24 protein-coding genes and 5 pseudogenes are annotated in these 26,082 nt (G+C 37.0%); 11 read left to right on the forward strand and 18 right to left on the reverse strand.

The annotated features are described in order from the left end of the window. Nucleotides 1-11 precede the first annotated feature (11 nt). From M1E96_RS17635 to M1E96_RS17690, 12 genes and pseudogenes are all read right to left on the reverse strand, one after another. Nucleotides 12-2,090, reverse strand: a complete 2,079-nt coding sequence (locus M1E96_RS17635) for a polysaccharide biosynthesis tyrosine autokinase (RefSeq protein WP_369427238.1) — start codon at nt 2,088-2,090, stop codon at nt 12-14. Nucleotides 2,091-2,123: 33 nt separating this feature from the next. Further along, nucleotides 2,124-2,552, reverse strand: coding sequence for a protein tyrosine phosphatase (locus M1E96_RS17640; RefSeq protein ID WP_369427239.1), 429 nt, complete (start codon nt 2,550-2,552; stop codon nt 2,124-2,126). A 5-nt stretch (nt 2,553-2,557) separates the two neighbouring features. Next, nucleotides 2,558-3,712, reverse strand: a complete 1,155-nt coding sequence (locus M1E96_RS17645; RefSeq protein WP_369427240.1) for a polysaccharide export protein — start codon at nt 3,710-3,712, stop codon at nt 2,558-2,560. A 151-nt stretch (nt 3,713-3,863) separates the two neighbouring features. Continuing rightward, entirely contained in the window at nt 3,864-5,030 is a 1,167-nt protein-coding gene (locus M1E96_RS17650) for a nucleotide sugar dehydrogenase (protein WP_318558683.1), read from the reverse strand. Nucleotides 5,031-5,081: 51 nt separating this feature from the next. Then, the gene (locus M1E96_RS17655; protein ID WP_279861319.1) at nt 5,082-6,080 is read right to left on the reverse strand and encodes an NAD-dependent epimerase; all 999 of its coding nucleotides are present in this window, start codon (nt 6,078-6,080) and stop codon (nt 5,082-5,084) included. Between the two features lie 125 nt (nt 6,081-6,205). Next, a complete protein-coding gene (locus M1E96_RS17660; RefSeq protein ID WP_318558684.1) occupies nt 6,206-7,294 on the reverse strand; it encodes a glycosyltransferase in 1,089 nt (362 codons plus the stop codon). A gap of 67 nt (nt 7,295-7,361) precedes the next feature. Beyond that, complete coding sequence (locus tag M1E96_RS17665) at nt 7,362-8,495, reverse strand: glycosyltransferase (protein ID WP_369427241.1); 1,134 nt, start codon at nt 8,493-8,495, stop codon at nt 7,362-7,364. Further along, complete coding sequence (locus M1E96_RS17670) at nt 8,492-9,736, reverse strand: O-antigen polymerase (RefSeq protein WP_318558686.1); 1,245 nt, start codon at nt 9,734-9,736, stop codon at nt 8,492-8,494. The genes M1E96_RS17665 and M1E96_RS17670 overlap by 4 nt, the downstream gene beginning before the upstream one ends. A 112-nt stretch (nt 9,737-9,848) precedes the next feature. Further along, the gene (locus M1E96_RS17675; protein ID WP_318558687.1) at nt 9,849-11,066 is read right to left on the reverse strand and encodes an oligosaccharide flippase family protein; all 1,218 of its coding nucleotides are present in this window, start codon (nt 11,064-11,066) and stop codon (nt 9,849-9,851) included. Nucleotides 11,067-11,192: 126 nt separating this feature from the next. Next, nucleotides 11,193-11,730, reverse strand: a pseudogene (locus M1E96_RS17680) (IS1595 family transposase). A gap of 248 nt (nt 11,731-11,978) precedes the next feature. Next, complete coding sequence (locus M1E96_RS17685) at nt 11,979-12,278, reverse strand: transposase (RefSeq protein ID WP_368875300.1); 300 nt, start codon at nt 12,276-12,278, stop codon at nt 11,979-11,981. Nucleotides 12,279-12,501: 223 nt separating this feature from the next. Continuing rightward, on the reverse strand, nt 12,502-13,377 hold the full coding sequence (locus M1E96_RS17690) for an ATP-grasp fold amidoligase family protein (RefSeq protein ID WP_369427242.1): 876 nt from the start codon (nt 13,375-13,377) through the stop codon (nt 12,502-12,504). Between the two features lie 144 nt (nt 13,378-13,521). Here M1E96_RS17690 and M1E96_RS17695 point away from each other — a divergent pair. After that, a pseudogene (locus tag M1E96_RS17695) lies at nt 13,522-13,699 on the forward strand (transposase); the annotation flags it as partial. A gap of 5 nt (nt 13,700-13,704) precedes the next feature. On the opposite strand, the pseudogene M1E96_RS17700 reads toward M1E96_RS17695, so the two are convergent. The 4 genes and pseudogenes from M1E96_RS17700 to M1E96_RS17715 form a co-directional block, all read right to left on the reverse strand. Then, nucleotides 13,705-14,612 (reverse strand): annotated as a pseudogene (locus tag M1E96_RS17700) (IS630 family transposase); the annotation flags it as partial. A 56-nt stretch (nt 14,613-14,668) separates the two neighbouring features. Beyond that, nucleotides 14,669-14,770, reverse strand: a pseudogene (locus M1E96_RS17705) (NAD-dependent epimerase/dehydratase family protein); the annotation flags it as partial. Nucleotides 14,771-15,358: 588 nt separating this feature from the next. Continuing rightward, complete coding sequence (locus M1E96_RS17710) at nt 15,359-15,766, reverse strand: hypothetical protein (RefSeq protein ID WP_369427243.1); 408 nt, start codon at nt 15,764-15,766, stop codon at nt 15,359-15,361. A gap of 167 nt (nt 15,767-15,933) precedes the next feature. Beyond that, nucleotides 15,934-16,695 carry an IS5 family transposase gene (locus M1E96_RS17715; RefSeq protein ID WP_113532875.1) on the reverse strand — a complete coding sequence of 254 codons (762 nt, stop codon included), beginning with the start codon at nt 16,693-16,695 and terminating at the stop codon, nt 15,934-15,936. Between the two features lie 244 nt (nt 16,696-16,939). Between M1E96_RS17715 and M1E96_RS17720 the strand changes: the two genes are divergently transcribed. Beyond that, nucleotides 16,940-17,290, forward strand: coding sequence for a helix-turn-helix domain-containing protein (locus M1E96_RS17720; protein ID WP_369427532.1), 351 nt, complete (start codon nt 16,940-16,942; stop codon nt 17,288-17,290). Between the two features lie 85 nt (nt 17,291-17,375). Here the strand turns inward: M1E96_RS17720 and M1E96_RS17725 are convergent, their stop codons facing one another. Both M1E96_RS17725 and M1E96_RS17730 read right to left on the reverse strand, forming a co-directional pair. After that, the gene (locus M1E96_RS17725; protein ID WP_369427244.1) at nt 17,376-17,588 is read right to left on the reverse strand and encodes a helix-turn-helix transcriptional regulator; all 213 of its coding nucleotides are present in this window, start codon (nt 17,586-17,588) and stop codon (nt 17,376-17,378) included. A gap of 102 nt (nt 17,589-17,690) precedes the next feature. Beyond that, complete coding sequence (locus M1E96_RS17730) at nt 17,691-18,290, reverse strand: inovirus Gp2 family protein (protein WP_318573919.1); 600 nt, start codon at nt 18,288-18,290, stop codon at nt 17,691-17,693. A gap of 1,311 nt (nt 18,291-19,601) precedes the next feature. Here M1E96_RS17730 and M1E96_RS17735 point away from each other — a divergent pair. The 9 genes and pseudogenes from M1E96_RS17735 to M1E96_RS17775 all read left to right on the forward strand — a co-directional run bounded on the left by M1E96_RS17735 (nt 19,602) and on the right by M1E96_RS17775 (nt 25,821). Then, on the forward strand, nt 19,602-20,762 hold the full coding sequence (locus M1E96_RS17735) for a hypothetical protein (RefSeq protein ID WP_369427245.1): 1,161 nt from the start codon (nt 19,602-19,604) through the stop codon (nt 20,760-20,762). Between the two features lie 94 nt (nt 20,763-20,856). Then, nucleotides 20,857-21,089 (forward strand): annotated as a pseudogene (locus M1E96_RS17740) (GTPase); the annotation flags it as partial. Beyond that, entirely contained in the window at nt 20,998-21,321 is a 324-nt protein-coding gene (locus M1E96_RS17745; protein ID WP_369427537.1) for a hypothetical protein, read from the forward strand. The pseudogene M1E96_RS17740 and the gene M1E96_RS17745, both read left to right, overlap by 92 nt. Before the next feature lie 180 nt (nt 21,322-21,501). Next, nucleotides 21,502-21,936, forward strand: a complete 435-nt coding sequence (locus M1E96_RS17750; protein WP_369427533.1) for an antirestriction protein — start codon at nt 21,502-21,504, stop codon at nt 21,934-21,936. 95 nt (nt 21,937-22,031) lie between these two features. Then, complete coding sequence (locus M1E96_RS17755) at nt 22,032-22,853, forward strand: DUF932 domain-containing protein (RefSeq protein ID WP_161709830.1); 822 nt, start codon at nt 22,032-22,034, stop codon at nt 22,851-22,853. 17 nt (nt 22,854-22,870) lie between these two features. Beyond that, nucleotides 22,871-23,353 carry a RadC family protein gene (locus M1E96_RS17760; RefSeq protein ID WP_014656726.1) on the forward strand — a complete coding sequence of 161 codons (483 nt, stop codon included), beginning with the start codon at nt 22,871-22,873 and terminating at the stop codon, nt 23,351-23,353. An 8-nt stretch (nt 23,354-23,361) separates the two neighbouring features. Continuing rightward, the gene (locus M1E96_RS17765; protein WP_036941096.1) at nt 23,362-23,583 is read left to right on the forward strand and encodes a DUF987 family protein; all 222 of its coding nucleotides are present in this window, start codon (nt 23,362-23,364) and stop codon (nt 23,581-23,583) included. 616 nt (nt 23,584-24,199) lie between these two features. Further along, nucleotides 24,200-25,417 carry a tyrosine-type recombinase/integrase gene (locus tag M1E96_RS17770; protein WP_369427246.1) on the forward strand — a complete coding sequence of 406 codons (1,218 nt, stop codon included), beginning with the start codon at nt 24,200-24,202 and terminating at the stop codon, nt 25,415-25,417. A gap of 119 nt (nt 25,418-25,536) precedes the next feature. Further along, nucleotides 25,537-25,821, forward strand: coding sequence for a hypothetical protein (locus M1E96_RS17775; RefSeq protein ID WP_008913927.1), 285 nt, complete (start codon nt 25,537-25,539; stop codon nt 25,819-25,821). The last annotated feature ends 261 nt before the right edge of the window (nt 25,822-26,082 follow it).

Genomic DNA, 26,082 nt, shown 5'->3' on the forward strand with positions numbered 1-26,082 from the left:
TTCCTGTACGACTAGTACTCATAGACATAGTTATAGTCGTCTGATTTCGCATCGATACCATTGAGGATCACGCCTGTGATTTCGATATCGTTTTGTTTAAAACGTTTTAGCGATAGCTCAATATCTTTCACCGTATTGACACCATAGTAGGCAATAAGCAGTGAGGTGCCGACGTACTTACCGATAATCGCGGAGTCAGTGATTGCTAAGATTGGGGCGGTATCGATAACCACGATATCATATTGCCCTTTCACCGTGTCGAGCAGGTGTTTAAAACGTTCTCCCATCAGTAACTCAGAAGAGTGAGTGACATTTTTACCACGGCAGATCACATCTAGGTTTTCAATCACACCATGGTGAATGGTCGGTTGCGTAATGCCCTGCTGAGCCAAATATTCGGATAACCCCGCTTTATTGCTTAAACCAAAGGCTTTATGAATACGGCCTTTACGTAAGTCGGTATCAATTAAGAGGACTTTTTTACCCGCATTAGCTAATACAACCGCCATATTAGAGGTAACAAAACTTTTACCTACGCCCGGTGACGCACTACTGATCATCACCAAGTTATTCCCTTGGTTCATCACCGAGAAGTAAACGCTGGTACGTAGGGAACGGATTGCCTCTACTGCCGTGTCGGCTGGGTTTTCTAATGCAAGTGGGCGCTTATTCCCCGCTGCAACTAATTTTTTCTCATGAGTCGAGAATGGAATAGTGGCATAGACGTTAACACCTAATGCATCGATATCTTCAGTACCTTTAATCTTATTATTAAAGAACTCACGGGCGATCACATAAGCGCAACCCACAATAAAACCGAGGATCGTCGCCAGAACCATTATGAGCGCTTTTTTCGGTGCCACGGCATTAGGTTGGGATTCTGCCGAGTCAATAATACGCACATCGGCGGTGATCCCGGAGTTTAATACGCTCAGCTCTTGCTGTTTGGCCACTAGCTGATTATAGATAGCTTGCTCGGACTCTACATCACGGGTTAAACGCACTATCTGTTGCTGGGTATTGGGAAGTTTTTGGATATTTTTACTGATTTTCTCTTTTTCACGTAACAGTTGCTGACGCTTATCCAACAATGATTGGTAAGCAGGGTGGTTACGGGTATAGAGCTGCTGGATCTCTACCTCTTTAAAGGTTAACTCATTGAGTTTCTCTTCGACTTGCAAGGCGCTATCAAGAGCCGATTTAGCCTCTAAAGACAGATCGATAGATTCATTCTTTTTACGGAAAGCATTTAATTGATTTTCATAGTTGTCCAATTTAGCTTTTACTTTCGGTAAATATTCATCTAAGAACAATAAGGTATTATTGGTAACCTCTTTTTTACGCTCAGTATTTTGGTCCACATAATTCTGAATAATACTATTCAGAATTTGCACATTTTCCGCTTTATCGGCACCTTTAATAGCAAGACTAATAATCCCCGTGCCTTTACCGACTTCTGCAATCGTTAAGGTATTACGTAGGTTTTCAATGGTCGAATAACGGGCATCTTTAGATAAGGTAAATTCTTGTCCGACTTCAGCATTGATTGAAGATACCAGCAAGCTGATTTCATCTTGTTTTAGGAGTTCGCCCACTTTGCCTTCAAAGGTTTGGTTATCAATATGAAGAGCATAACGGTTTTCGCCTAAATAGGTCACAATAGCGGGTTCACCAATAAGATGTTCAGGTAAAGAATAGAGAGAAATAGCGACAGAAGCTTTGTCTCCCCATAGCCTATCGAAAAAACCAGCGGGTGCGACTTGGGTATCTAAATTAAGGTCTGCAACCGTTTTACCGAGCACCATCCGAGACTTAATGACCTCGATTTCGGAATCGGCTTGACTATTATTGTTAGCAAATGGCATCACATCGCTCATTTGATCTAACAATGAAACTTGGCTCATTTTATCGTATTGCAGTGTTGCATTGGCTTGATAGATTGGTGTCGCTAGAAAACTATAAGCGGCACCAATAACAATAAAAAAGAGGGTAAAAAAGCCGATTTTAAGGTAGCTGGATTTGAGTATCTTAAAGAGCGCCAGCAGATCGATTTCGTCAGAGGCAGCGGAGTTGGTTTTTGTCGTGTTCATAATCAATTAACGTTAAGCCTTCAAATAGTAAAATTAAATTTTCCCTTGCCACTGTATAACGGCTTTTTCCATCAGTTGATAAACATGCTCGAACATTTCATCACTGCGTTTATGTGGATCAGGGATCTCGGTTTTATTAAGCCACTGGCCGAATAACATGACTTTGCCACGCGTTTCAGGGAACTGTTGATGGATTCTATCAATATGGTCGTTTTCCATCACTAGGATTAAGTCTGCTTCTTTACATAATTCACTGGTTAAACGACGTGATTGATGGCCATCTAAAGAGAGATTGTGGTTTTGTGCAATACGGATGGCGCTATCATAAGCGGGGCGATCTTCTTTGGCGATAATGCCCGCGGAGTGCACTTTTTTATTGGGGAAATGGGCTTGTAATAGGCGCTCCCCCGTGGGGGAGCGGCAAATATTCCCCATACAGACAACGAGAATATTATTAAACATATGGATTACCAGTCATGAACGCGTTTAACACCTTCGGTTAGCTGATTATATGACGCGATGGTTGGTAGCAATTGGGTGATTAGGCGGTTCCAACGCACAATAGGGGCGGCGGTAACATAAACTAAGTCATAAGGTTGCAGTTTAAATTCCGTTCCCATCACCATGGCAGTGGCATCGGATAAATCTAACTGATAGACTGCCGCCATTTTTTTCGGTAGCAACGCATCAAGTTCTTTATCACCAGAGGTTTGGTTTTTAATAGGACGGATAACAAACACACCGGTTGCATTAGCGGTTGTTTGATCGGTACCCCCTGCTTTACTCAGTGCTTCAGTGATACTCATACCTGCACGATCAATAGTCAGGGTATTTGGCTGACCGACTTCACCCATTACGAATACTTTTTGCCCGTCGTTGCGTGGTACATAAAGCGTATCACCTGGGATCATTAGGTAGTTTTGGGTCATATCGCCATACTGTACCAATGATTGCAATGAGAGTTTAATTTCTTTGCCATTACGGGTCAGCACGACGTTATCCCAATCGGCTTTTTCGGTGAGACCGCCCGCGTTATTAAAGGCTTCCAGAAGGGTAAGAGGGATATTGGTAATTGGCAATGTACCTGGTTTAGCCACTTCGCCAGAAACATACATTTTTTGCGAGCGGAATGCCGCAATACTGACATCCACTTGCGGTGATTCAATATAGGTAGCCAGTTTACTGCTGATTAAATTACGGATCTCCGACAGCGTTTTACCAACAACTTTCACGTTACCGATATAAGGGTAGTAAATGGTGCCATTGGAATGAACCCAGTTACCTGCGTCGGCAGCGCTACGATAAGAACCCGCTGGAATAGTTAATTCAGGATGATCCCACACAGTGATGGTTAATACGTCACCCACTCCCACACGGTATTCATAAGTTGAAAGTTGCTTTTCAAGTGTAGGGTTTGGTTTGGCGATAACGGGTGCTACGTACATCTCATCTAGCAGTTTTGGTGAAATCGGATAGATATCCACAAATTTAGAGATATCACGATCACCAGTGTCGACGACATTTTTGCCTGATGTAGACATATAGACACCAGGGGTAACGGTACAGCCGGTGAGCAAAATGCTGGCTGCGAGTAGTGTCAATGAAAGACGCTTACTAAGCACAAGACCATCCTATGATAAAAAATGTTTAGATAAGGTATAAGTTATGGGTTGCTATCATCATCCCACTTATACGTGTTTAATATAATTTTTAAATAGCTTATAGCGAAGGTAAATTTTTGGCAAAAGCAGAACGATAAATTTAGCCTATCGGTTAATCATTGCCAAACAGATCACGTGTATATACTTTCTCTGCGACATCTTCGAGTTCAGGCACCATCCGGTTGGCTAAAATAATATCGCTATTGGCTTTGAACGCTTCAAGGTCACGGTACACTTTTGAACGGAAAAACTCGTCCTCTTTAAGCACTGGCTCATACACAATCACTTCAATGCCTTTGGCTTTGATGCGTTTCATCACACCTTGTACCGCCGAGGCGCGGAAGTTATCTGAGCCCGCTTTCATCACTAAACGATATACCCCGACTTTACGTGGCGCTCTGGCAATAATCGCATCAGAAATAAAGTCTTTACGGGTACGGTTAGATTCCACAATTGCATTAATGAGGTTATTCGGTACATCGTCATAGTTAGCCAGTAACTGCTTGGTGTCTTTCGGTAAGCAATAACCACCGTAACCAAATGAAGGGTTGTTATAATGACTGCCAATACGTGGGTCTAAAGACACCCCTTCGATGATTTGACGTGCATTCAAGCCACGGCTCTCTGCATAGGTATCTAATTCATTGAAATAGGCCACACGCATCGCTAAGTAAGTATTGGCGAATAATTTAATCGCTTCCGCTTCAGTGCCATCGGTAAACAGCACAGGGACATCTTTTTTGATAGCGCCTTCGAGCAGCAAATCCGCGAAGATTTCCGCTCGCTCAGAGCGTTCACCCACCACAATGCGTGATGGGTACAAGTTATCCCACAGCGCGCGGCCTTCACGTAAAAATTCAGGGGAGAAAATCACATTGGTGTAGCCAAACTCTTCACGCAGGCGCTCAGTAAAGCCAACAGGGATGGTGGATTTAACAATAATGGTGGCTGTAGGGTTGATTTTCTGCACATCATGAATGACCGATTCAACTGACTTGGTATTGAAGTAGTTGCTTTTCGGGTCATAGTCAGTCGGTGTGGCAACAATCACATACTGTGCGCCCGTATAGGCTTCAACAATATCTTGCGTTGCACGGAAATTGAGTGTTTTTTCACGCAAAAACTGTTCAATTTCGGTATCGATAATCGGCGATTGCTTATTGTTCAGCATCGCCACTTTTTCAGGCACGATGTCGACGGCCACCACTTCGTGGTTTTGTGACAGTAACATGGCGTTAGACAGACCCACATAGCCTGTACCTGCAATTGCTATTTTCAAAACTGACCTCTCAAATCCATCTTAGGACATTACAGGGAAATTGATGATACTTTACAGGCGGTAGTAGGATTGATACCAATCGACAAATGCCTGTACGCCCTGCTCAATAGAAACTTGTGGACGATAACCGGTGACCTTAAATAGGTCTTCAGTGTCCGCCCAAGTGGTGTACACATCCCCAGCCTGCATCGGTAAAAAGTTTTTAATCGCTTTTTTCCCTAATGATTTTTCAAGTGCAGCAATAAAGTCCGTCAATTTGACGGGCTGCCCATTACCAATATTATATAAACGGTATGGCGCACTGCTTTGTGCAGGTGAAAGCGAACAGTTTTCTGGGTCTGCTTGTGGGATTATATCGGAAATACGGATGATCCCTTCCACGATATCATCAATAAAAGTGAAATCACGGCTAAGATTGCCGTTATTATAAACATCGATTGGCTCACCGGCTAAGATGGCTTTGGTAAATTTGAATAGTGCCATATCTGGACGGCCCCACGGACCATACACCGTGAAGAAGCGCAAACCGGTCGTCGGGAGCTGGTACAAATGTGAATAGGAATGCGCCATTAATTCATTGGCTTTCTTCGTTGCCGCATACAATGAAACGGGATGGTCAGTAGGCATATCTGTACTAAATGGCGTTTGGTCAGTGATCCCATAGACTGAGCTGGAAGACGCATAAACTAAATGTTTGATTTTCGCTTGTCGGCAGCCTTCCAAAATTGCTAAGTGACCGGTTAAGTTACTGTCTGCATAAGCAAATGGATTTTCTAATGAGTAACGTACACCTGCTTGGGCAGCAAGGTGAATAACACAATCAAAATCGTTATCCATAACCAGTTGATTAATAGAGTTTAAATCAGAAATATCAACATGTATAAATTTGAACAAAGGATGATGTATTTTTTCTAGTCTAGATAACTTTAAAGAGACATCATAGTAGTCATTAATGTTATCAATTCCAATGACTTCGTGTCCTAACATATTGAGTTTTTTAATTACGTGGCTACCAATAAAACCAGCAGAACCTGTTACTAAATATTTCATCCTTTAACCTACAATAATTAGAAAGTATTAAAATGAGATTGTTTATACATTAACTATGCTAAAGCTATTTTAATAAGACGGGCTAACTGTTAACATAGAATATATTTATTCTTAGTGTAGTAAGGCTAAATTTGATACTTACTACCCGTATTGAAATCTAATAGTATTTTCAATATTTGAGCATTTTTTTCTTGGCTACTAAAATTATTTTTAGCATAAGTGTTCGCTCTTTCGATATAACAAGACAATTTATTAGTATTTAACAAGGATAGTACTTTTTCCGCAATACCATTAACATCCCTGAATTTTACTAATTCACCATTTTCACCACTTCTAATAGCATCTCTAACTCCTGGTACATTATATCCAATTGTTGGAATACCAACAGAGCTAGCTTCCATAACACATACTGGAAATCCTTCTCGAATAGATGGTAATAATAAAATATCTGAAGAATGATACCAATCTAAAACATTTTCAGTAAATCCTATAAATTCAATATTTGAATTAAATTCAGATTTTAATAATTGTATATCATTTTCATTTAGAGATGATGGATTATTAGGATAAATATCCCCAACTAATGTAAGCACTACATCCGAACGAATAGAAGAAATGATTCTAAATGCATCGATAGCATCTCTGATCCCTTTGTCATTAATTAATCGGCCAATATATAGTAAGCGATAATATTTCTTTGATGGAATACTGCTTTTTTTTATGAATTTTTCTAGCTCAATACCTATACCATTTGTAACAATATCTGATTTTTTCCCAATAAGTTGTTTTTCAGATTGATTGCAAAACAATCGTACTGCATGGTTATGGATTAATAAAAATCTCAATAGATATCTAAAAATAGTTTTTTTTGCAAATAGACTACCTAATCCCTCAGTATAAATAATTAGCTTTCTATTAAATGGAATAAGGCTAGGATAACACATTAAGAAAGTTATTAAAAAATGGCAAATAAAGGATGTTTTTTTTTTGAAGCGATACTTTGAAATAAAATAATTCATCTGAATTATGGATATTAATCGGTTAGTAGATACTTTTTCAACTACAACCCCCATAGACTCCAATTTTCTCTTTGATTTATCATCATCATTTGGTGCAATTACGATAACATTACCATGTTTTAATAATTCTTTTATATATCCAACTCGAAATATTAAAACCGTTTTTACTGAGTTTTGAATAATTATAAAATTCATTATGAGTTTTACCAAGGATTTATAGATGTCTCTATTTATAAATAAAAGCCACTTGATTATATACTAACTATGATAATAGTTCTATATATTTTGCTATAGCAGTAGGTGCATCATAGTTTGATGCTCTATCTTTTGATTTTTCACTATAATATTTGATTAAATTATTAGAAAATATATGTTTAACTGCTGCTGTTAATTCAAATGTATTACCTACTGGATATAATATCCCATACTCCTCACATGAAAAAGAGTCATTGTATTGCTTTATATTCAAAAGATCAGCTTGTTTTGATAAAATTTCTTTTGCTCCAGTTAAATGATCAGATGAAATAATAGGTAACCCACATGCCATGGCTTCAACAAGTGCATTAGGAAAGCCTTCACAAGACGAAGAAACTATGAACAGATCACATTGAGAAATAACTGAGAAAGGGTTCTTAAGATTGCCAGTGAAAATGATTTGATCAGAAACATTTAATTCTTTAGCTAAATTTTTACAATCAAGTAGTTCTTCTCCATCACCAATAAGCACTAGACCATATGATTTATCTAAATGGCTTAAAGCAATAATTATATCTTTTTGTCTTTTTTGTGGATGAAACCTGCCTACGTTGACAATTATCTTAGTGAAGTCATAGTCGTTTCTATTAAAAATAGTTGAGCTAACTGTACTTAGTTTATTTATTTTTGTAATATCTATTGGATTATAAATTACTTGTTCATTTTTAATACGCGTATATTTTTTTAAATCTTCAAGCATAGCTTTAGATTTTGTAATTGTGATATTTGAAAATCGATATAATAAGCGAATCATTAATTTACTCAAAATGCTTTTGATACCATGGGTATATTTTGTACTTACACAATCACAGTTAACAATTTGAACTTCATGTTTACTACCTAAAATTTTTGCTAATATATTAATATAGTTTGATCTATACATGTGACTTTGTACAATTCTAATATCATTAGCTTTTATTATTTTTTTTAACTTTAAAGCCAAAAGTAATATTGACCTATTTTTTTTGTTTTTATTTTCATCTAATGTGAAATAGTTAAGATTATTATTAAACTCATGGAACACGTTATTTTTTATAAAAACAATACCTGTACTATCTTTTGTAAGCGTATGCGATAATATGGAAACTACTTTTTCTGCACCGCCTGATTCGCCTGAATTTATAAGTATTAAGGATTTCATTTTAATTTAAACCTAAACATGATTTTTATTAGAAAATATGACAATGGTATTGACAATAGCCAAAAAACGAATAGATCAGTAAAAAACACATTAAAACCAATACCCCATGGCATTGCCCAAAAAGGGGATGCTATTAAGCAAACGAATAGAAACATATTATTTTCTGTAGATTTCATTAAGTTAGAATTAATGACTTTTATTATATAACCAGAAAAAACACCAATGAATAATACACCTAAAATACCAAAATTGAAATAAAACTCACCAATCCCACCAAAATTAAAAATCCAAAAATCCTGATTATATATTTCTTTTGTCATAAATGCATCGCTTGAGCCAAGGCGATCTGGATAAATATCTCTAGGTATGAATCTTAAGAACAATGAGTATATTGTTAGCCCAAGTTCAAAATCATTCTTTTCATAAACGTGAACTACAAGGTCATAAATTCCGTTGAATAAGTCAGAACGATTGAGAAGTATTGATAGCAAGTAATTGCCATCTACATCTAAATGACCAGCATCTCTATATATATTTATTATGGGTATTAATAATACTAATATCAAAATAGGAATAGCTAATAACATAGCATTAATAGGCTTATATAATAGTGAATAAATAGATACAGGATATAGTAACCACAGTAATGCATATTTAGAACCACCTTGAGCAGAAACTAGCATCATGACGATGCACATAAATAACGCTATTTTATAGTTTTTATTCTTTATGGACAAAGCAATACAAAGAAGTGCTACTATTTTACTAAAAGCATTAACAAAAAAACTAAAGTAAACTGTGATACCTCCCCAAGTAATTTCTTTTCTATTTTCTTTCATGGAGGAAATAGATTCTACAATATTTAAAGTTCCATATTTATTATAGTTATAAAACAATATGGTTATTACTAAAATGAAAAAGAGGAATACTATTTTTCTTGTTGATGTTTTAAGTATGAATTCATTCGTCGTGTAAAAAAAATTCAATTTAAAGACTTTTATAAATGTACCTAATAAAAAGCCTAAGAAGTATACAAACACAATAGATAAGGATAAATATAAAAAATCTAAATCATATTTTTCGTTATAAATAAAATAAGGTATTTTCAGCCAGAAGTAATATCCCCACCATAAAAGTAGGAAGAAACTGCAGTTCATTTTTATTTTTAATCCAATGCCACCAATTTTGATTATTGATATGATGGATAAAAAAAGAATTCCGAAATATAAAACCAAGTCCATTATTTTTCCAAAATATAAAATTGAGCGATATAATTAATCTTTTAGGATGATGAGGTTGAATGAATTTTATTTTTTAGAGCAATAACTCTAATGTATATAGGATATATTTATACTAACAATGATTTTTCTTGAATTTAATGTAGGTAAGATAATAATCCATAAAAAATAAGAATCTAGCTAAAGTAATCGATATAGCCCCACCGATTAATCCAAAATAGTATATAAAAAATATACAAATCACTGCGGATAGAATAGATATCCTCAATGATATATTTCTATATATACGATCTAACCCTTTAGGTAAAAAGAAGCCTTTACTGAATGCATTAGATAAGCCAATAAAAAGTACTCCAATAGTAAAAATTATTAAATATAGGTTAGCGCCAGAGAAATTTTTCCCTAGAAAAAAAAGTAAACAACGTTCCCCCCAGATCAATAAAAATGCAATTGGGAATATAGAAATTATGCTATTTAGTAGTAACAATTTAATAACCGGACTTTCCTTTATTTTAGAAAGCACAGGATAGAGTGCCTTAGCAACAACATCTTGTATTGTTACAACTACTGAAGCTAATCGAGAAGCAATTGCAAAATTAACAAATTCTGAAGGGGGATAAATAGTACCCAAAACAATTGTAGGTATCGTATTGTAAAAATTGGGAGCCAATAAGCCTATAAATACATCTTTTCCATCTTTAAGAGAATTAAGTAATTTATTAAATTTTGGTATGCTTAATTTATATTTTAAATAAATATAAGTTGTTAGATATAAACCACTAAACAGTATTGGTAGACAAAATGCTGCAATGGCAATTGTTAAATCTTTAGGTGAATTGACAAAAAATAATATTATTACAAGGTTAATTAATTTCGCAGTTAAGGAAACTTTCATTAACTGTTCGACAGCACCAATACCTTGAAAAAACCATGGGGAACTTAATGTATAACCGATTAAGTACATACTACCAAAAATGATTAAATTATTTAATGTATCATGTAATGAAAAAACGAAACAGTAAACAATTAAACCGATTAGGTAAAGTAAGCATAAGACAAGCCTCAAGCTTTGATTATCTGAGTAAATATTATTAATATCATGCTTATTATTTCTAACATTAGCTAATTTTCTTACTGCAGTAAATTGAGTTCCATAGTCTATAATAGTATGACCAAAATATAACATTGTTAATAATAATAAAAGTTCTCCATATTGACTAGGCCCCAGTGCTCTTGTCAATATGGGCATAGTAACTATTGGTATTAATAAACCAAGAACATCAATGGTACCAAAGCTTATTAAATTTTTTATAATTTCTTTTTTATTCGACATTTATAGCAAACCATAATATCCAACCAAATCTAATTTAGCTGAATATTTTCTTTTTAGTATTAATTTTTGGGGTGTCCTAGATAAGGTTTAAATTTTACCTTGAACTATCTGTTTTAACATTGTTAATTAGTGTTTTACACTTGGTGTATTAAAACGCCACTCACATTCCTTCAGATACAGCTCAAAATGAGCCTTCGGAATACCGTTAAATTTACGCATGTGACGCTTCGCTTGGTTCCAAAAATTCTCAATGCCATTTATCTGATTTTTGCGTTTTTTTTATCTACAAACTGAGTACTGTAATTGATCCTGTAATGCTTAAAATCGCTCAAATCCAGTACGTCATAACTGGCAAAATTAGCCGTGTAGACGATGCTGTCAGGGTAAATTTTTGACTCAATTATCGGTAAATTTAGCATCCGGTATAACCTCAGTATAAACCTTGTCATCTCGCTTCAATAGCCCGAATACAGGTACTTTACCGGCTGCAGCTCTGCATCGCTGATCTTTACAACGTCCACCAAAATAACTTTCGCCGATTTCTATCTCTCCATCAAACCAAAAATGCTTATCAACGTGCTCAATTATTAGCACTCTGAGGCGATGGAAATAGTAGACCGCGATGTTTCACATGCTGGCAGCTCGTAATACCGATTTCTTTCATTAACTTACCAGCGAGATAACGGCTCATATTTACACTGTACTGCGTTGTGGCTATCGTAGCGATAGTCCTTGCGCCAGCAGAGTCCCCGCTTAAGTTCCAAGCGTCTTTAACTAAGCTTCGTTTAATCACTCGTTCTCCGTCTGGTACGGCATTTTTCATTCGATGATGCCAATGACGATAGCTACTGCGATGACGTTCAAAAAGTTGGCAAAGTGTTGTGATGGGATAATGCGCTCTGAGTTTGTCGATTATCGTGAATCCTTCAATGAGTCCGACATTAAGAGCGCCGTAGCCTTTTTTAGGATTTCGTTTTTCATTTCAAAGCGTTGTATCTTTTTTTTCATCTCACGAAGTTCAATCTGTTCTGGCGTAAGCGGGAGTCCTGCGGGGGTTTTACCTTGTCGCTCTAATCGCAGTTTTTTAACCCAGAGATTAAGTGCGGCCAGACTCACGCCCATTGCCTGTGCGGCTTTCGCCACGGAGTAATTGTGGTCAACGACCATTTTAGCGGCTTCGATTTTAAACTCTGCTGAATATTGCTTAACCATGTGCCCACTTGAGGTAAGAATATCACCTCTAATCAGGTGGACAAATTAACTATGCCATCACTTCAGACAGCGTATTCTGTCGCAGCCCCCGCGGTCACGGCATTTACTATGTTGTGCTTCAAGAACACGTATCTGTTCGATGTTAGCTCAATATTCATATTGCCAGCATGATCTCATTCTCGACAAAATCAAGAATTTTCAATGATCACAGGCATAGCTATAATTAATTAGCCGGATCTTTATGCCACATATTCCCCATCCAGAGGTCATATCCTTTATTTGTAAATGGTGAGCTACCACTACCAGGCGCAAATGTGAGTTCTCCGAAATAAATTTTTCCTGCCACATTATAAAAATCAACTCTTACATAATTGAATGGCTCTGCTAATTTTTTAGCTAATATCAACATTTCTTCAAAATTTACTGGTTTATTAATGGAAGTATAAATAGAAGGTACAAAAGAAGAAAATGGTAACCAATTTAAATCATCATCAAAAAATGACCTACTATGATTGCTATTTCTATCAAAATCTATATGTAATATAACTTTGCTTGTCCCATCATTCTGCTTAAAAACATGAAATTTATAGTCTTTTAAGTCAGACTCACCCTCTTCAGGATAAATACGTTTTTCTACTAATATTTGTGGTGAAATTTTACTGTACCATGGCTCATTTTGATATTTTCCAAAATCTATTTTTAGTTGTTTATTCACGTCATTACAAGCCATTAACAAATCACTATCATCCATTTTCGTTGTTAATAAATAGACTGGACCAGAATTATGATTTGCTTTTAGCAAGCAATCACCATGTTCGCCTAATATGTTTTTTATTTTTTCTAATGAAATATTTGAACCAGTATAAAGAGTTGGAATTATATACTGTTCACCAATGATAGATGCTACATAATCTTTGGCCTCAATTTTATCGGAACATTTGCTAAAAAGCTCATGATTAGCATTTCTCTTCCGATAGTTTAATTTTTCATTATACGTTTTAGGTTTTTTAAAATTAGGTATGTATTTATTATTTATAATAAAATAGAACCAAAACCATATCTTTCTAATGAAGCCTATTTCTTTCAATATTTTTTTCATTTTAGCAAACCTAGATGGTGTGTTTATAGTAAATTTATTTTTATTCACTTGAATTAATTGATAAATTTTTCACTTTTAAATTAAGAGCCTATCCCAGAAGGGATTGTCAGAATGTCGTAAAGAGTAAATTCTGAAGGTGAAAATATAATAGGCAGCAGATGGCGGATCAGCGATGAACTCTGGGAAAAAATAGCACCACTTATCCCTGAGCACAAAACCAATTATCCGCTCGGCACTCACTGTAAACGAGAGATACCGTGCTGCCATGGATACCATATTCTTTGTGCTCAAGACTGGCTGCCAGTGGAACGCCCTGAACGCCCTGGCTGTTGCAAAGTAGCGGTTATTTCGAGCATGTTCGTTCATCACCTTCCATAGCCGTTCTATCGAATTAAGGTTGGGGCTGTAAGGCGGCAGAGAATGCAGTTCGATATTCATCACGTAAACCCAGTCCTTAACATGCTGAGTACAATGGTAAGGCCATCATCCAGAATGAGACAGACCTTCCGAGAAAGTGGATAAGTTTCCCGTATCGCTATAAAAAAACGGCAGATATTCTAGGCATTAATCGTTGGGTATTCCCGTGTGATAGTCGCAGCGATATTATTGAGATTCAGAGCGCCGAAGATATTCAGTCTGGTGCGACTTCCTGTTGTTTCGACAACTTTCTTTTCACCTTTATGCAACCAGCCATAGCTGAGTTTTGTTGACTGTGTAGGTTGAACTACATCCATAAACAGGATGGGAACATTATTTCCGGCGGTTTGCTTCAGCTCCGTGTATTTTTCAACAAACTGTTGCTATTTTTCAGCATCAAATTTATGTGGCCCCCCTGTGGGTTTCTTATAGCTGAAGCCGTTCCTGTGCAGCCACTTATTCATACTCGGAATACTGTAGCACACGTTGTACCTTTCTTTTATGTGAGCCACTGTGCTGGTTTTGGTAATCAGAGTGTTATCGGTCAGATACTGTTTCAACTCTGCATTCTGCTCAGATGAAAGGTGCTCCTGTGAACCACCATTTTTCGGCGTCAGTTTACCGTCGCCAAGATAATCAACAATGTGGCGAAAAACTGTTGTTTCATGAATGAGCTGAGATTGGGCAATAATAGCCGTAGACCATCCCTGAGTAGGCAGAAGCAGACAACGTATTCTGTCGCAGCCCCCGCGGTCACGGCATTTACTATGTAGTGCTTCAAGAGCACGTATCTGTTCGATGGTTAGCTCAATATTCATATTGCCAGCATGATCTCATTCTCGACAAAATCAAGAATTTTCAATGATCACAGGCATAGTTTGTCAATATTAATAATAGAGTCATTTGTATTATTAATAACATAACGAATAACCGCAGAACCAATAAAGCCTGAACCACCAGTAGCTAATATTTTCATTTTGGATTAATTAAGCTGCACTTTGAGCATTAAAAAATGAGCATCAAAAATAGTTGAATAATGATTTTGGCACGCTACCGCCCCAAGCTTACAGCTGCCTGTCCACTGATAATTCTTAATTTACTCAAATATTTTTAGGTACTATACCAAAAATAAGCTTGTGTGAAATAGTTTTCAATTAAACTATCTATAAATAAGATATACTTACAGATAAGTCTTACTGCGCCTTTAGATCTCCAGGTAGTTGGTATCACTTACAATGAGTGATAATCTTAATATTAGCTTTTAGGCATGGTGAAGCAGCCAACCTAACATGGCTGCCACTGTTAGCCTTTGCTTTTAAATCAACGAGACCTTACGCTAACATAGCCACCATTGGAATTTTATCATCTTAAATATGCTTATGGAACCCGCATTGGTTAACACTACTGATTATTCATATTGATTAATAGGGTATTCAGTAAGGAATTCTACAGTTGGCCTTTAGGTATTTACTGGATTTGTCATGAGAAAGAACATCAGCATATCTTAGATAGCAGTACATTAATGATATTGTTCATGTTGCTCTCCTTATTGTGCATCTGTATGTTATCGGCTAAACAATACATATTCATCCATGATAGCTGTTAATCCCCAATTTTCGGCTTGCCTATCAATCACCCATTCTACGAGTTGTTCTTTGGATTTCAACTTAAGTGTATGGTTCCAATCGTCTAACTGTGCCCCTAACAGCAAATCATACCAACATAACCAGACCAATTTCGGGCGTATTTCCGGATCATTAAATTGCTGAAATAAACTGATTAACTTGTTAGCAAAGGCGTGCTGTTTAAGACGCACACATTCACTGAGCAGTATACCTTCCAGCATAGGGTGGTAGCGTAACAGCCGTTCATCGATATGAAAACTCAGATTTAAATCCTCTTCTTCGGTGAGTTTATCAGGGTAGGCTTTGCCATACACCAGTCGATAGAGACAAGCTGGACTAACCGCCACCAGGCAGGCTTCATGACTCGAAAAACGAATATAGACACTATCAAATGATGGTTATTTTAAATCAGTGAATGACACATCCCCTGGCAAATGGACAACTTCGTATACATCTAAAAGAACGCTCACCATCACCATAATATTAGAGCGTGTTTATCTTTGTAGTGCATATTTCAATCGACCCACATTGGGAGCCACATGATTGAAAATGCTAAAGCAACAACACTTTCATAATTTCGGGCTAATTTGTCATACCGAGTCGCCACCGCTCGATATTTCTTTATTTTTAGGAAGGCATTTTCAACTAAATGACGATATCGATATAAGCACCAATCAATATCTTTATTCCCTTGTTTACTATTCCCTTTTCTTGGGATGACATGCTGACCCCGACGGCTTTTTATCAACTGTCGTAAGGCTTCACAGTCATAGCCTTTATCTGCAATAACAACTTCGGCTTCCGGTGAAGAGGTAACCAATGTTTCTGCATAACTCACATCATGGGCTTGCCCACCTGACAACTCAAAATGAACCGGAAGACCACTGCTATCTACCGCTAAATGTATTTTAGTTGAGTTGCCGCCTCGACTTTTGCCTATAGCCTGCTTTGAAGCATCTTTAACGTTGGCTCCATCTTGATGCGTTTTCACGATACTGGCATCAATAAATAGCCACTGAGGATCATTGAAGCGAGATAGAAATTGGAAAATTTCCATCATCACGCCTTTCTTTGACCAAAGGTTAAAACGTCTAAATACCGTATTCCATTCACCAAATTGACGAGGTAAATCGCGCCATGGAATGCCTGTTCTTATTCGGAATAAAATACCTTCAAGGGTCATTCTATGTTCTGGTTTGTTATAAATACGTCCGGTTAGGTGCATGATTTTTGATAGTAACTTCCAGCTATCATCTGTTAACATAAGTCTCGGCATTTGGGGGGTGTTTTTTTGATTTTTGGCGAAACCATTATAACAGCCCCATTTGCTGTCTGCTTTTTATACCGAAAAGATCAACACGCTCTAGAATACAAACACACAACGAACTATTATATCAATAAAATGCAAACTTTATCTCTCACCAAGGAGTTCAATAATGACCCAATCATCTCGTTCAATGTCCCTGTAGAATAACCCCGATTCACCTTCAGGTATCACGGGTTTTAAGGACAGACTAAAAATCTTAATTGGTAAAAACTCCGTTCGTAGTTTTGCGAGTGAGTGCGGTATCAGTGATGCTACAATTAGAAAATACCTAAGCGGTCAGAGCCTTCCGGGTATTGACAAAATTGAAGCAATAGTAAAATACACAGGGTGTTCATTAGAGTGGTTAGTTACGGGAAAAGGTACTCTGCAATCTGCACCACTCAATAATGTCACACCGAAAGAAATTGAAGCCGGATGGAACTACATCTTTAAATCATTGACCTTAGAAGAAAAACATCGCGTGATTTCAACGTTTAATCGAGGTGGATTACAGGCGCTATTTGCTGAAGGCATCATGAAACACAATGAAGATGTAATAAATTGAAATTTAAATATAAAAGCGACTAGACTGCTAAAACAATTATGCCGAGGTATCACTTCCTATATGATTTATTGGTATTAGGCTAACGCTAAGTACGCGATTCATCAATGCGCGCTTGTAACCACTGTTCTACTTCACTTTTCAACCAGCGGGAGCTGCGACCCAGCTTAATTGGTTTCGGAAACTCACCGTCTTGAATGAGTTTATAAAACCACTTATCCGTTAATCCTGTCAGATGAGTGATAAATTTCATGTCGATAAATTGGTCATTCAGTAAGGGGTAATCAGTTGTATTGGTCATCGTTTGTTTCTCCTAAATGTGAAAAGGAGAAGGATCCGAAAGGGTTAATGAAATGCGGTGTGAATCCTTCAAACGATAACGCGGAGCTGTAAATTATTTTCTTCAGCGACTGTATCCAATAAGCCGCTCACCTTGATGGTATGGTTTCGTGTGATGCTTACAGAGATATTGTGCACGTTCTATTATCTGGGCATAGTGTTTTTTGTATTCTAATTCATTCGCATTTTGGTTAAGGTACATCACGCCATTCTTACAAAAATGAACACTTTGTTTTACCGCTGATAATTCTGCCTGTAACGCACTCGCCCAAGCTTGTTGTATCATTGCTGATAAACACCCATGGTCACGATTAAAATCGCCCCAGCAATGATAGATGTCCTTGTTTAGGAATATCATCAGGTGGTAGTGAATCTTATGGTTACGCTCTCCAATTTCTTTTACCCAAACATAATGTAAGTCTAATGTGAGCCTTCGGTGCCAAGTGGTACTTTTTCGTTTTATATCGGCGGCTATTTTCGCTTTAAGTGATTCAATGAAACGTGTAATGACTTTACGGTCATCTCTCATGGCTTTTATCGTTCTTGGAAAGCGTAAATCAAAACGAAATACAGATAATCGGGTATAGTTTCTTTGAGCCTTTATAAAGGTATTATGAATAATATCGAAGTATTTAAGATTATAGCTATCGATAGGGTAATGCATGATATTTTCCTGAGTTGAGTGAATGTCATAACAACTCAGTAGGATGTATTTTTTTATTTTAACTATAATCGTAATATAGCGAGTCTAGAGATAGATCTTTGTCATAAATGATTATTCTATCATTTATTTCAATGCTAAATAGAGTGATGTCATTAAATACTTTTAGTATGATTAGAAGTAGATTAATCGATATTGTTAATATAGTTTATCACACTTTTCATCTAAATTTATTTTCATTCTAATAAACAAATTGAAATTATAAGTTTTTTCATATTTTACTTTGGTATTGATAGATTATGAATAATATACTCTATCGTTATATGGATACATATTGCATCTTTACGTCTAATGGATAGTTTTAATTTATTAAATAAACACATTAAATAAATACATTAAATAAATATACTACTATACCAACAGGGATTAATTTCTAAAATATTAAGTTAGTATGTGTTGGCTTAGGTTAATGATGAAATTATAGCTCTGATTTTAATTTTTATCATTAGCATAATGTAAACTTAGTTACCTATAATTATATCATGACACCAAATATTTTATGCATCAAGAGTTGATAGACTTTTTAATGAATAAATTGACCTCTTATTTTTCGGTTAGACCTATCATTATCTTTATCTTGATTTTACTGCTTGTCATTCTTTTCGCTTTAATGACAGTGTTAATAGAAGACTATGATATTAGATTGTTATCATTATGACCTTCATTGAGTCGTAATACAGCGAATAATCAGTAGAGAGTTAGCATTATTTATCTATAGGACAATAGGATAAGAATGCTTTCTTCTTTCTGTTAAATATAAATAATGTTTTCTCACTTCTTTATAATCATATTAATAACCTAAATATTTTATCTTTCTTGAGGTGTATCATTTGCAGTGGAAAACTTAACTGATGTAATGATATACAAACTCCAAGGCTATAATCGCTTAATCACATTTAAAGACTAAAAAATCTAACTATTCCCTGAGTCTTTTATGAGATAGTGTTAGGGTTGAAATGTTAACGCGGGTCTGAGTGAGTTTGATGATAAAAAAGACAGTGATAATGATAAATAATGTCGCTCGAAATCTGTCTAGTCATACTGAAATGCCCATAAACTTTGAACAACTCCCAAAAAACACCCCACTTTACCACCATAATATAACCACTTAAAATATATAAAATTATTACTTTATATCCCTTATTTTTAGGGTTTGTAGGTATCGACTTTGAGGCTATTTTGTGCTATTTTTGTACTAACCCATCATTACTCACAGTAATGTTTTAGTTATACAAATGTTAGAGGGAATAACGCATGAATACGGTATTTAAAGAGTTAAGTTTTCTTGGATTAAGAGAACAAGATAAAATAACACCACCTCATATTGTTTCTGAACACATATTACGCGATCAGTATACCTTTGCTGATTTTTATAAAAGAGAGAATGATGAGCAATATGTTATTGATGACTTATATTTAGAAGCACGTATTCAAGAGGCTAATAATAAAGCTGACAGAAAAAATTCAATACCATGGCGTGAAGACCGTTCTAGATTTGATGAAGTTTATATTTATTTTAACTACCAAAATAATACAACAACCACTTTAACCCATAGAGATAGTGTCACGAAAAAGCCAAAAGGTGAGTTATTAAGTCGAATGAAATTGTGGTTAAAGGAGAAACAAGATGCGTATAAAAAACTGGTAAATAATTATAATCACTGCATTAATAATCATAAAAATATCAAATTATTACCTATTTCATTTTATATAGAAAAAGATTATTCAGATACTCAATTAATATCTGAACATATAAAAGAGCTTGTTAATGCATTTAGCGCGATGCTTAATACACTTAAAGGACGCGAAGTATATTCGTGTTTTGTCAGTTACTCTCGCGTTATTCTATTGGATGCCAACAATAGACCTTATCTGCATATCATTTTTTATTATCAGACGAAAGATAAGGATATATCCGATTTTTTTATTAGAGATATGACGAGAGAATGGTGTAAAGCGTGTAAACAGAATGTTCATGTTAATTATATGGCATTTAATTCTCTTTTTGCTGAAATGGCCAATGATGATGAGCAAGAAGAATGGGAACAAGGTCTCTGTCGAAATCAAGATAATTCAGTGTATCATTTTAGTGTTAGTGCCTGTCATGTGCTTTTTCCTTTTAGAACGGTGGAGCCTATTCAACTCGTCCCAATAAAAAGTCATCCAAAAAGTACTCAAATGCAGCTAGAACAAATTCCAAAAGCGTTATTATCCCGTCATTATGAAGAGCTTTCTTATTATCATGAAAAAGAGTTTTCTTTATTTGTTAAAGAAGTTAAACAAAAAAATAACTATCACTTATACTATTTAGAACAAGTTGCTAAGCAATATACAAAAATCCCAATGATTAATAATATAACAAGTGGTCTATTTAGTTATAAAAATAAAAAGAAAGAAAATAATGCAACACGTTGAACACTAGTTATCATAATGTAATTTTTTTCAAACCTATATTACTTCCTTGAAAGACAAAGGTATTGAGCCTTTTCATTTATCATAGGAAGTCATTATGAAAACAAATCCCTCCACCACCGCTTCACCTTTTGAGGCGGTGCTTTCGCCACTCCCCACGGCAATTAAACATCAATTACAACAGAACTGAGCGAGCTTATTCATTATTCGCCCACAATCGGTTTGATGGGAAAAACTGGTGTCGGAAAATCCAGTCTATGCAATGCGCTGTTTCAGTCTACCTTATGCCCTATTAGTGCTGTCAGTGGTTGTACCCGTTCAGAGCAACGATCAACCTGTGTTTTACGCTCAAACAGCGAACCATAAGAAGGAAGTTGAGATCTGCATTGTTTCACCTTCTGTATCTTATTCTTTTGGTAAAGTGGGGGTAGAAAAAAAAGAGATGGATATCTTTGTACCTGCAAACAGAACTTCATTTGCTAGTCAAAGTAATCGGTTTTATAGCATCAGTGAGTTTACTATACGTAATGGTGATACCATTATAAAAGCATCATCAGACTAACCCATTAATTAACTTACATTTATTTTTATATCTATATTATTTTAGTGAATCAATCATCAGAATGCGTCACTAAAAATGATACTCAATATACCTATCATTTCGAGAAAGCTCTGCACCGCAAGGTGTAGGGCTTTTTTGTTTATTACTGTCTATCAATATCGACTGAATTGGAGTTCTACTATGTTTGCCTTACAAGAGCAAGAATCAACGGTTATCAAAACCAACCTCGTCAATTCCCGTGGTCGTAGTACCTTCTGGCGTTTTTACTTTGGTACTGTGCCAGACTGGCAACGTATCGAAGGCGATATCTTTAACATGATGGCGAAGCTTTGTAATCGCTATCAAGGTGCTTTCTGGGAGTTCAGTATGCTGTCTAATGGCGGCGCATTTATCTGGCCTGATATGCTCGAAACCTCCCTGCAAATGTTTAACCCGCATAACGGAAATGAAGCTGAGTTAAGCCCTGAAGCAGCCGGTATCGCAGTTTGTCTAATGGTGTATAGCATCTGGTCATTTAAAACCGAAAGTCCTGTGCTGGTGGAATATTTTTACCTGTTGCGTGATTACGCTATACAGCATCCGGAGCAAGCTCAAATCTTTCGCCTTATAGACTGATTTATCAGTCACGGTTTTATCTTTCCCCCACCAGCAATCTTCATTTAATCCATTTATCGAATTATTTATCAGTTTAATTATTGAGGAGAACCCCTATGTCTCGTTTAGCTTCCCGTTTTGGCAATGCTTGCTCTATTCGTCGTGACCGCCCGCTAACTACCGAAGAGCTGTATCGTACTGTACCCAGTGTTTTTGGTGAAAACAAACACGAATCCCGCAGTGAACGATATGCCTATATCCCTACGATTACGTTATTAGAAAGTTTACAGAAAGAAGGTTTTCAGCCGTTCTTTGCTTGTCAAACGCGTGTTCGTGATATTAGCCGTCGTGAGCATACCAAGCATATGTTACGTCTACGTCGTGAAGGTCAAATCACCAGTCAGCAAGTGCCTGAAATCATCTTACTCAATAGTCATGATGGCTCATCGAGTTATCAGATGTTACCGGGGATGTTCCGATTCGTTTGTCAGAATGGCTTAATTTGCGGACAAACCTTTGGTGAGGTGCGTGTACCGCACAAGGGCGATGTGGTGGAAAAAGTGATTGAAGGGGCTTATGAAGTGTTAGGGCTATTTGAACGCATGGATGAACAACGTGATGCCATGCAGTCCCTATTATTACCGCCACCAGCCCAACACATCTTTGCTCAATCTGCTCTCACATATCGTTATGGTGAAGCGCATCAACCTGTGACCGAAGCGCAAGTATTACAGCCACGCCGTGTAGAAGATAAGAAGGACGATCTTTGGACGGTGTACCAACGTTTGCAAGAAAATTTAATTAAAGGGGGATTATCAGGCAGAAATGCGAAAGGTAAACGCGCTCGCACGCGTTCAGTGAATGGGATTGATGGTGATGTGAAGCTTAACCGAGCCTTGTGGGTGATGGCTGAAAATATGCTTCAACTAGCCTCGTAATGATGGAGATATTAACGATGGAGAGTATCAATACTTATACGAATACCTTAACACTGCTTCCTAATGAACAACGTACTATCAAACGTGCGTTGACCATACTGGATAAGTATCTGCGTGAACCGGGTATTGCTTTTACATCAACGCAAAATGTGAGGGATTGGTTACGGCTAAAAATGTCAGCATTAGAGCGTGAAGCGTTTATTGTGCTCTACTTGAATCAACAAAATCAGTTGATAAGCAGTGAAACCCTGTTTGCTGGCTCGATTAGCAGCACACAGGTTTATCCTCGTGAAGTCGTCAAACGAGCACTTCATTTTAATGCTGCTGCCGTTATCTTTGCACACAACCATCCGTCAGGCGATATCACGCCAAGCCAAGCGGATAAATCTATCACGCAACAATTAATAAAAGCATTGCAGCTAATTGAAGTACGAGTACTTGACCATCTGATCATCGGTGGTCAGCAAATCTTCTCTTTCGCTGAACATGGCTTAGTATGAGGTGAACCATGAATATCATCCGTAAATCCGCAGCAATGAAGATCCATCAGCAACATTTAGGCTCTCGCCTTGCTCGTTATTGTGCAGGAAAGTATAAATGGGTTGGTAATAGCGAGCATTATATTGGTAAGGAGGTGCCAGATTGTCGTGGCGTGTTAGCTGTTTATGTTGAACGTCGCCAAGACAGAGATGGCCCTTATGCGTGTGTCATGTGTGTGACATTGAATTGAATAAGTACTGATCACTTTGAGTTTATCCTATATTGGATGGATAAATTAAGCCTACTTCCACTTTGATTAGTATTCAATGGCACATATCAAACCGTTGGATCTTAACTGAATTAGGCATTGAGGAATTAAACAAAAATGACACAATAAGACATCATTAAACATGTCAAATTGGCAATACCATGATTCATACTAGAAACAATTAACATGAACATGATCCCCATTAAATGTATACTTAAAAAGGATTCGAATACGTTATAATTACACCTGTCATCTGTGCAAAAAAACAATCTATTTGCTGCGCTCTATCGCCCCAACCGTGCTCAACAAAACCCACCAAACGGACCGAGGGTACAAAAGAGGGTATAAATAAAATCAAATTCAATTAATGGATTTAAATACAACCAGTTATAATGAAAAATCGATTCCGAGTCCGGCACCACTTTCACTTCTACAGTGGTCTCCTCAAGTCAAGTAAACTCCTTTATATTCATTGATTTACCTTGTATTATCACTCATCGAGCTCCACCGAACTCAACACGACTCTACCTAAATCAAGTGTCTGTTGGGGGCTTTTTTGGGGGCTCATCGTGTTCAATGTAATTTAGGGGCCCCCATTATGGCACTCAGCGCTCGGCAGATACAGACTGCCAAACCTAAAGACAAAGAATATAAGCTCTCTGATGAGCGTGGACTTTACCTTCTCGTTAAACCCAATGGTGCTCGTTACTGGCGAATGAAATATCGCTTCGCTGGTAAAGAGAAAAAATTATCGATTGGTGTATACCCTGATGTTTCTCTTGCTGATGCGCGAGTTAAACGCGATGAAGCTAGAAAACTATTAGCTGAAGGTAACGATCCGGCTGAACAAAAGAAGTTAGAAAAGCTCGCGAAGAAGATCACCGTAGAAAATACGTTTAAAGCGATTGCCATTGAATGGCACACTCATAAATCATCCGAATGGTCCGAAAGCTATGCGGAAAGTGTTCTTGATGCTTTAGATAAAGATATCTTTCCTTATTTAGCTAAACGTCCTATCGCTGAGATCCTACCTTTAGAAATGTTGGAGATCTTACGGATGATTGAAAAGCGTGGCGCTTTAGAAAAAATGCGTAAGGTTAGACAGTTCTGTAATCAAATTTTTCGTTATGCCATTGCAACAGGACGAGCAACCGTAAATCCAGCTGCTGAGCTCACTGGAACACTTAAGGCACCAAAAACAAAACACTTCCCTCACCTTACCGCTCAAGAGCTTCCTGAGTTCTTGCAGAAGCTTTCGGAATATACAGGCAGTCCTATTACCCGTTTAGCCACTAAACTGCTGTTACTAACAGGAGTGAGAACGATTGAGCTAAGGGCTGCTCACTGGAGTGAGTTTGATTTTGATACTGCACTCTGGTTAATTCCCGAAGAAAGAATGAAGATGCGTAGACCACACTCTGTTCCGCTTTCCAAACAAGTGCTTGAGATCTTAAAAGAGCTACATGCCTTTACGGGCCAATATCAACTGGTTTTTCCGGGGCGTTGCAATATCAATCAACCCATGAGTGAAGCCAGTATCAACATGGTATTAAAACGAATTGGGTATGACGGTAAGGCGACAGGGCATGGCTTTCGTCACACGATGAGTACAATCCTGCATGAACAAGGATTTAATTCAGCGTGGATTGAAATGCAGCTAGCACATAAGGATAAAAACTCTATTCGAGGAACCTATAATCATGCGCAATATTTAGAAGGTAGGCGAGAAATGATGCAGTGGTATGCCGACTATATCGATTCATTGAGAAATGGTGGCAATATTCTTCATGGGAATTTGCATCGTCAAAACGCATGATAACTAACCACGATTTATCGTAATACATCTCATTCAATAAAAAAACTTTATCACTGAAAGCCTCTGTCCTCACGGACAGGGGCTTTTTTGCTTTTAAATCAACCTAAAAGGAAATTATCATGGAAAATTACATTCGTTGCCCGGCCTGCGATTCAACTCGCATTCGTGAACGTCATATCGGGAAAAAGACCGGAGCTGTTGCTGGTGGCGTATCAGGCGCACTAGCTGGAGCGTCTATCGGCTCTGCTGTTCCTGTTGTAGGGACGATTGCTGGTGCTGCGGTAGGCGCTCTATTTGGACGTTTAGTCGCTGGAGCTACTGCTGGGGCTGTGAGTGGTTCAGCTTTAGATGGCGTGGTATTTGATCGTTATGAATGTATCGAGTGTGAATACACGTTTGATTGATAGCCATAAGTTAACGGAAACCCCTGATGGGGTTTCATCTCTTAGGAGTCTGTGAGTCTGAACTGACCCTAGTTTATTGGACAGGGGCTTTTTTCGTTTTAACCCACGCAAATTGAGATCATGATAGAAAGCATAACATCTTATCGGGATTGTAAGGCAACTCATTATCCTGCTCTAAAACGTCATTAATCATTTTTAAAGCGAGTTGCCTGTTTTTCAGCTGATTGGCTTTTTATATCAATATCATCTTCTAAAGGGAAA

The organism is Providencia sp. PROV236, assembly GCF_033676985.1.
GTDB lineage: Bacteria > Pseudomonadota > Gammaproteobacteria > Enterobacterales > Enterobacteriaceae > Providencia > Providencia manganoxydans.

Coding starts and splice junctions, on each gene's coding strand:
- M1E96_RS17635 (WP_369427238.1), bottom strand. CDS start 2,090: ATGAACACGACAAAAACCAACTCCGCTGCCTCTGACGAAATCGATCTG.
- M1E96_RS17640 (WP_369427239.1), bottom strand. CDS start 2,552: ATGTTTAATAATATTCTCGTTGTCTGTATGGGGAATATTTGCCGCTCC.
- M1E96_RS17775 (WP_008913927.1), top strand. CDS start 25,537: ATGGAAAATTACATTCGTTGCCCGGCCTGCGATTCAACTCGCATTCGT.
- M1E96_RS17735 (WP_369427245.1), top strand. CDS start 19,602: ATGAATACGGTATTTAAAGAGTTAAGTTTTCTTGGATTAAGAGAACAA.
- M1E96_RS17675 (WP_318558687.1), bottom strand. CDS start 11,066: ATGTCGAATAAAAAAGAAATTATAAAAAATTTAATAAGCTTTGGTACC.
- M1E96_RS17660 (WP_318558684.1), bottom strand. CDS start 7,294: ATGAATTTTATAATTATTCAAAACTCAGTAAAAACGGTTTTAATATTT.
- M1E96_RS17690 (WP_369427242.1), bottom strand. CDS start 13,377: ATGAAAAAAATATTGAAAGAAATAGGCTTCATTAGAAAGATATGGTTT.
- M1E96_RS17750 (WP_369427533.1), top strand. CDS start 21,502: ATGTTTGCCTTACAAGAGCAAGAATCAACGGTTATCAAAACCAACCTC.
- M1E96_RS17715 (WP_113532875.1), bottom strand. CDS start 16,695: ATGCCGAGACTTATGTTAACAGATGATAGCTGGAAGTTACTATCAAAA.
- M1E96_RS17730 (WP_318573919.1), bottom strand. CDS start 18,290: ATGCATTACCCTATCGATAGCTATAATCTTAAATACTTCGATATTATT.
- M1E96_RS17685 (WP_368875300.1), bottom strand. CDS start 12,278: ATGGTTAAGCAATATTCAGCAGAGTTTAAAATCGAAGCCGCTAAAATG.
- M1E96_RS17670 (WP_318558686.1), bottom strand. CDS start 9,736: ATGGACTTGGTTTTATATTTCGGAATTCTTTTTTTATCCATCATATCA.
- M1E96_RS17665 (WP_369427241.1), bottom strand. CDS start 8,495: ATGAAATCCTTAATACTTATAAATTCAGGCGAATCAGGCGGTGCAGAA.
- M1E96_RS17755 (WP_161709830.1), top strand. CDS start 22,032: ATGTCTCGTTTAGCTTCCCGTTTTGGCAATGCTTGCTCTATTCGTCGT.
- M1E96_RS17760 (WP_014656726.1), top strand. CDS start 22,871: ATGGAGAGTATCAATACTTATACGAATACCTTAACACTGCTTCCTAAT.
- M1E96_RS17770 (WP_369427246.1), top strand. CDS start 24,200: ATGGCACTCAGCGCTCGGCAGATACAGACTGCCAAACCTAAAGACAAA.
- M1E96_RS17725 (WP_369427244.1), bottom strand. CDS start 17,588: ATGACCAATACAACTGATTACCCCTTACTGAATGACCAATTTATCGAC.
- M1E96_RS17765 (WP_036941096.1), top strand. CDS start 23,362: ATGAATATCATCCGTAAATCCGCAGCAATGAAGATCCATCAGCAACAT.
- M1E96_RS17655 (WP_279861319.1), bottom strand. CDS start 6,080: ATGAAATATTTAGTAACAGGTTCTGCTGGTTTTATTGGTAGCCACGTA.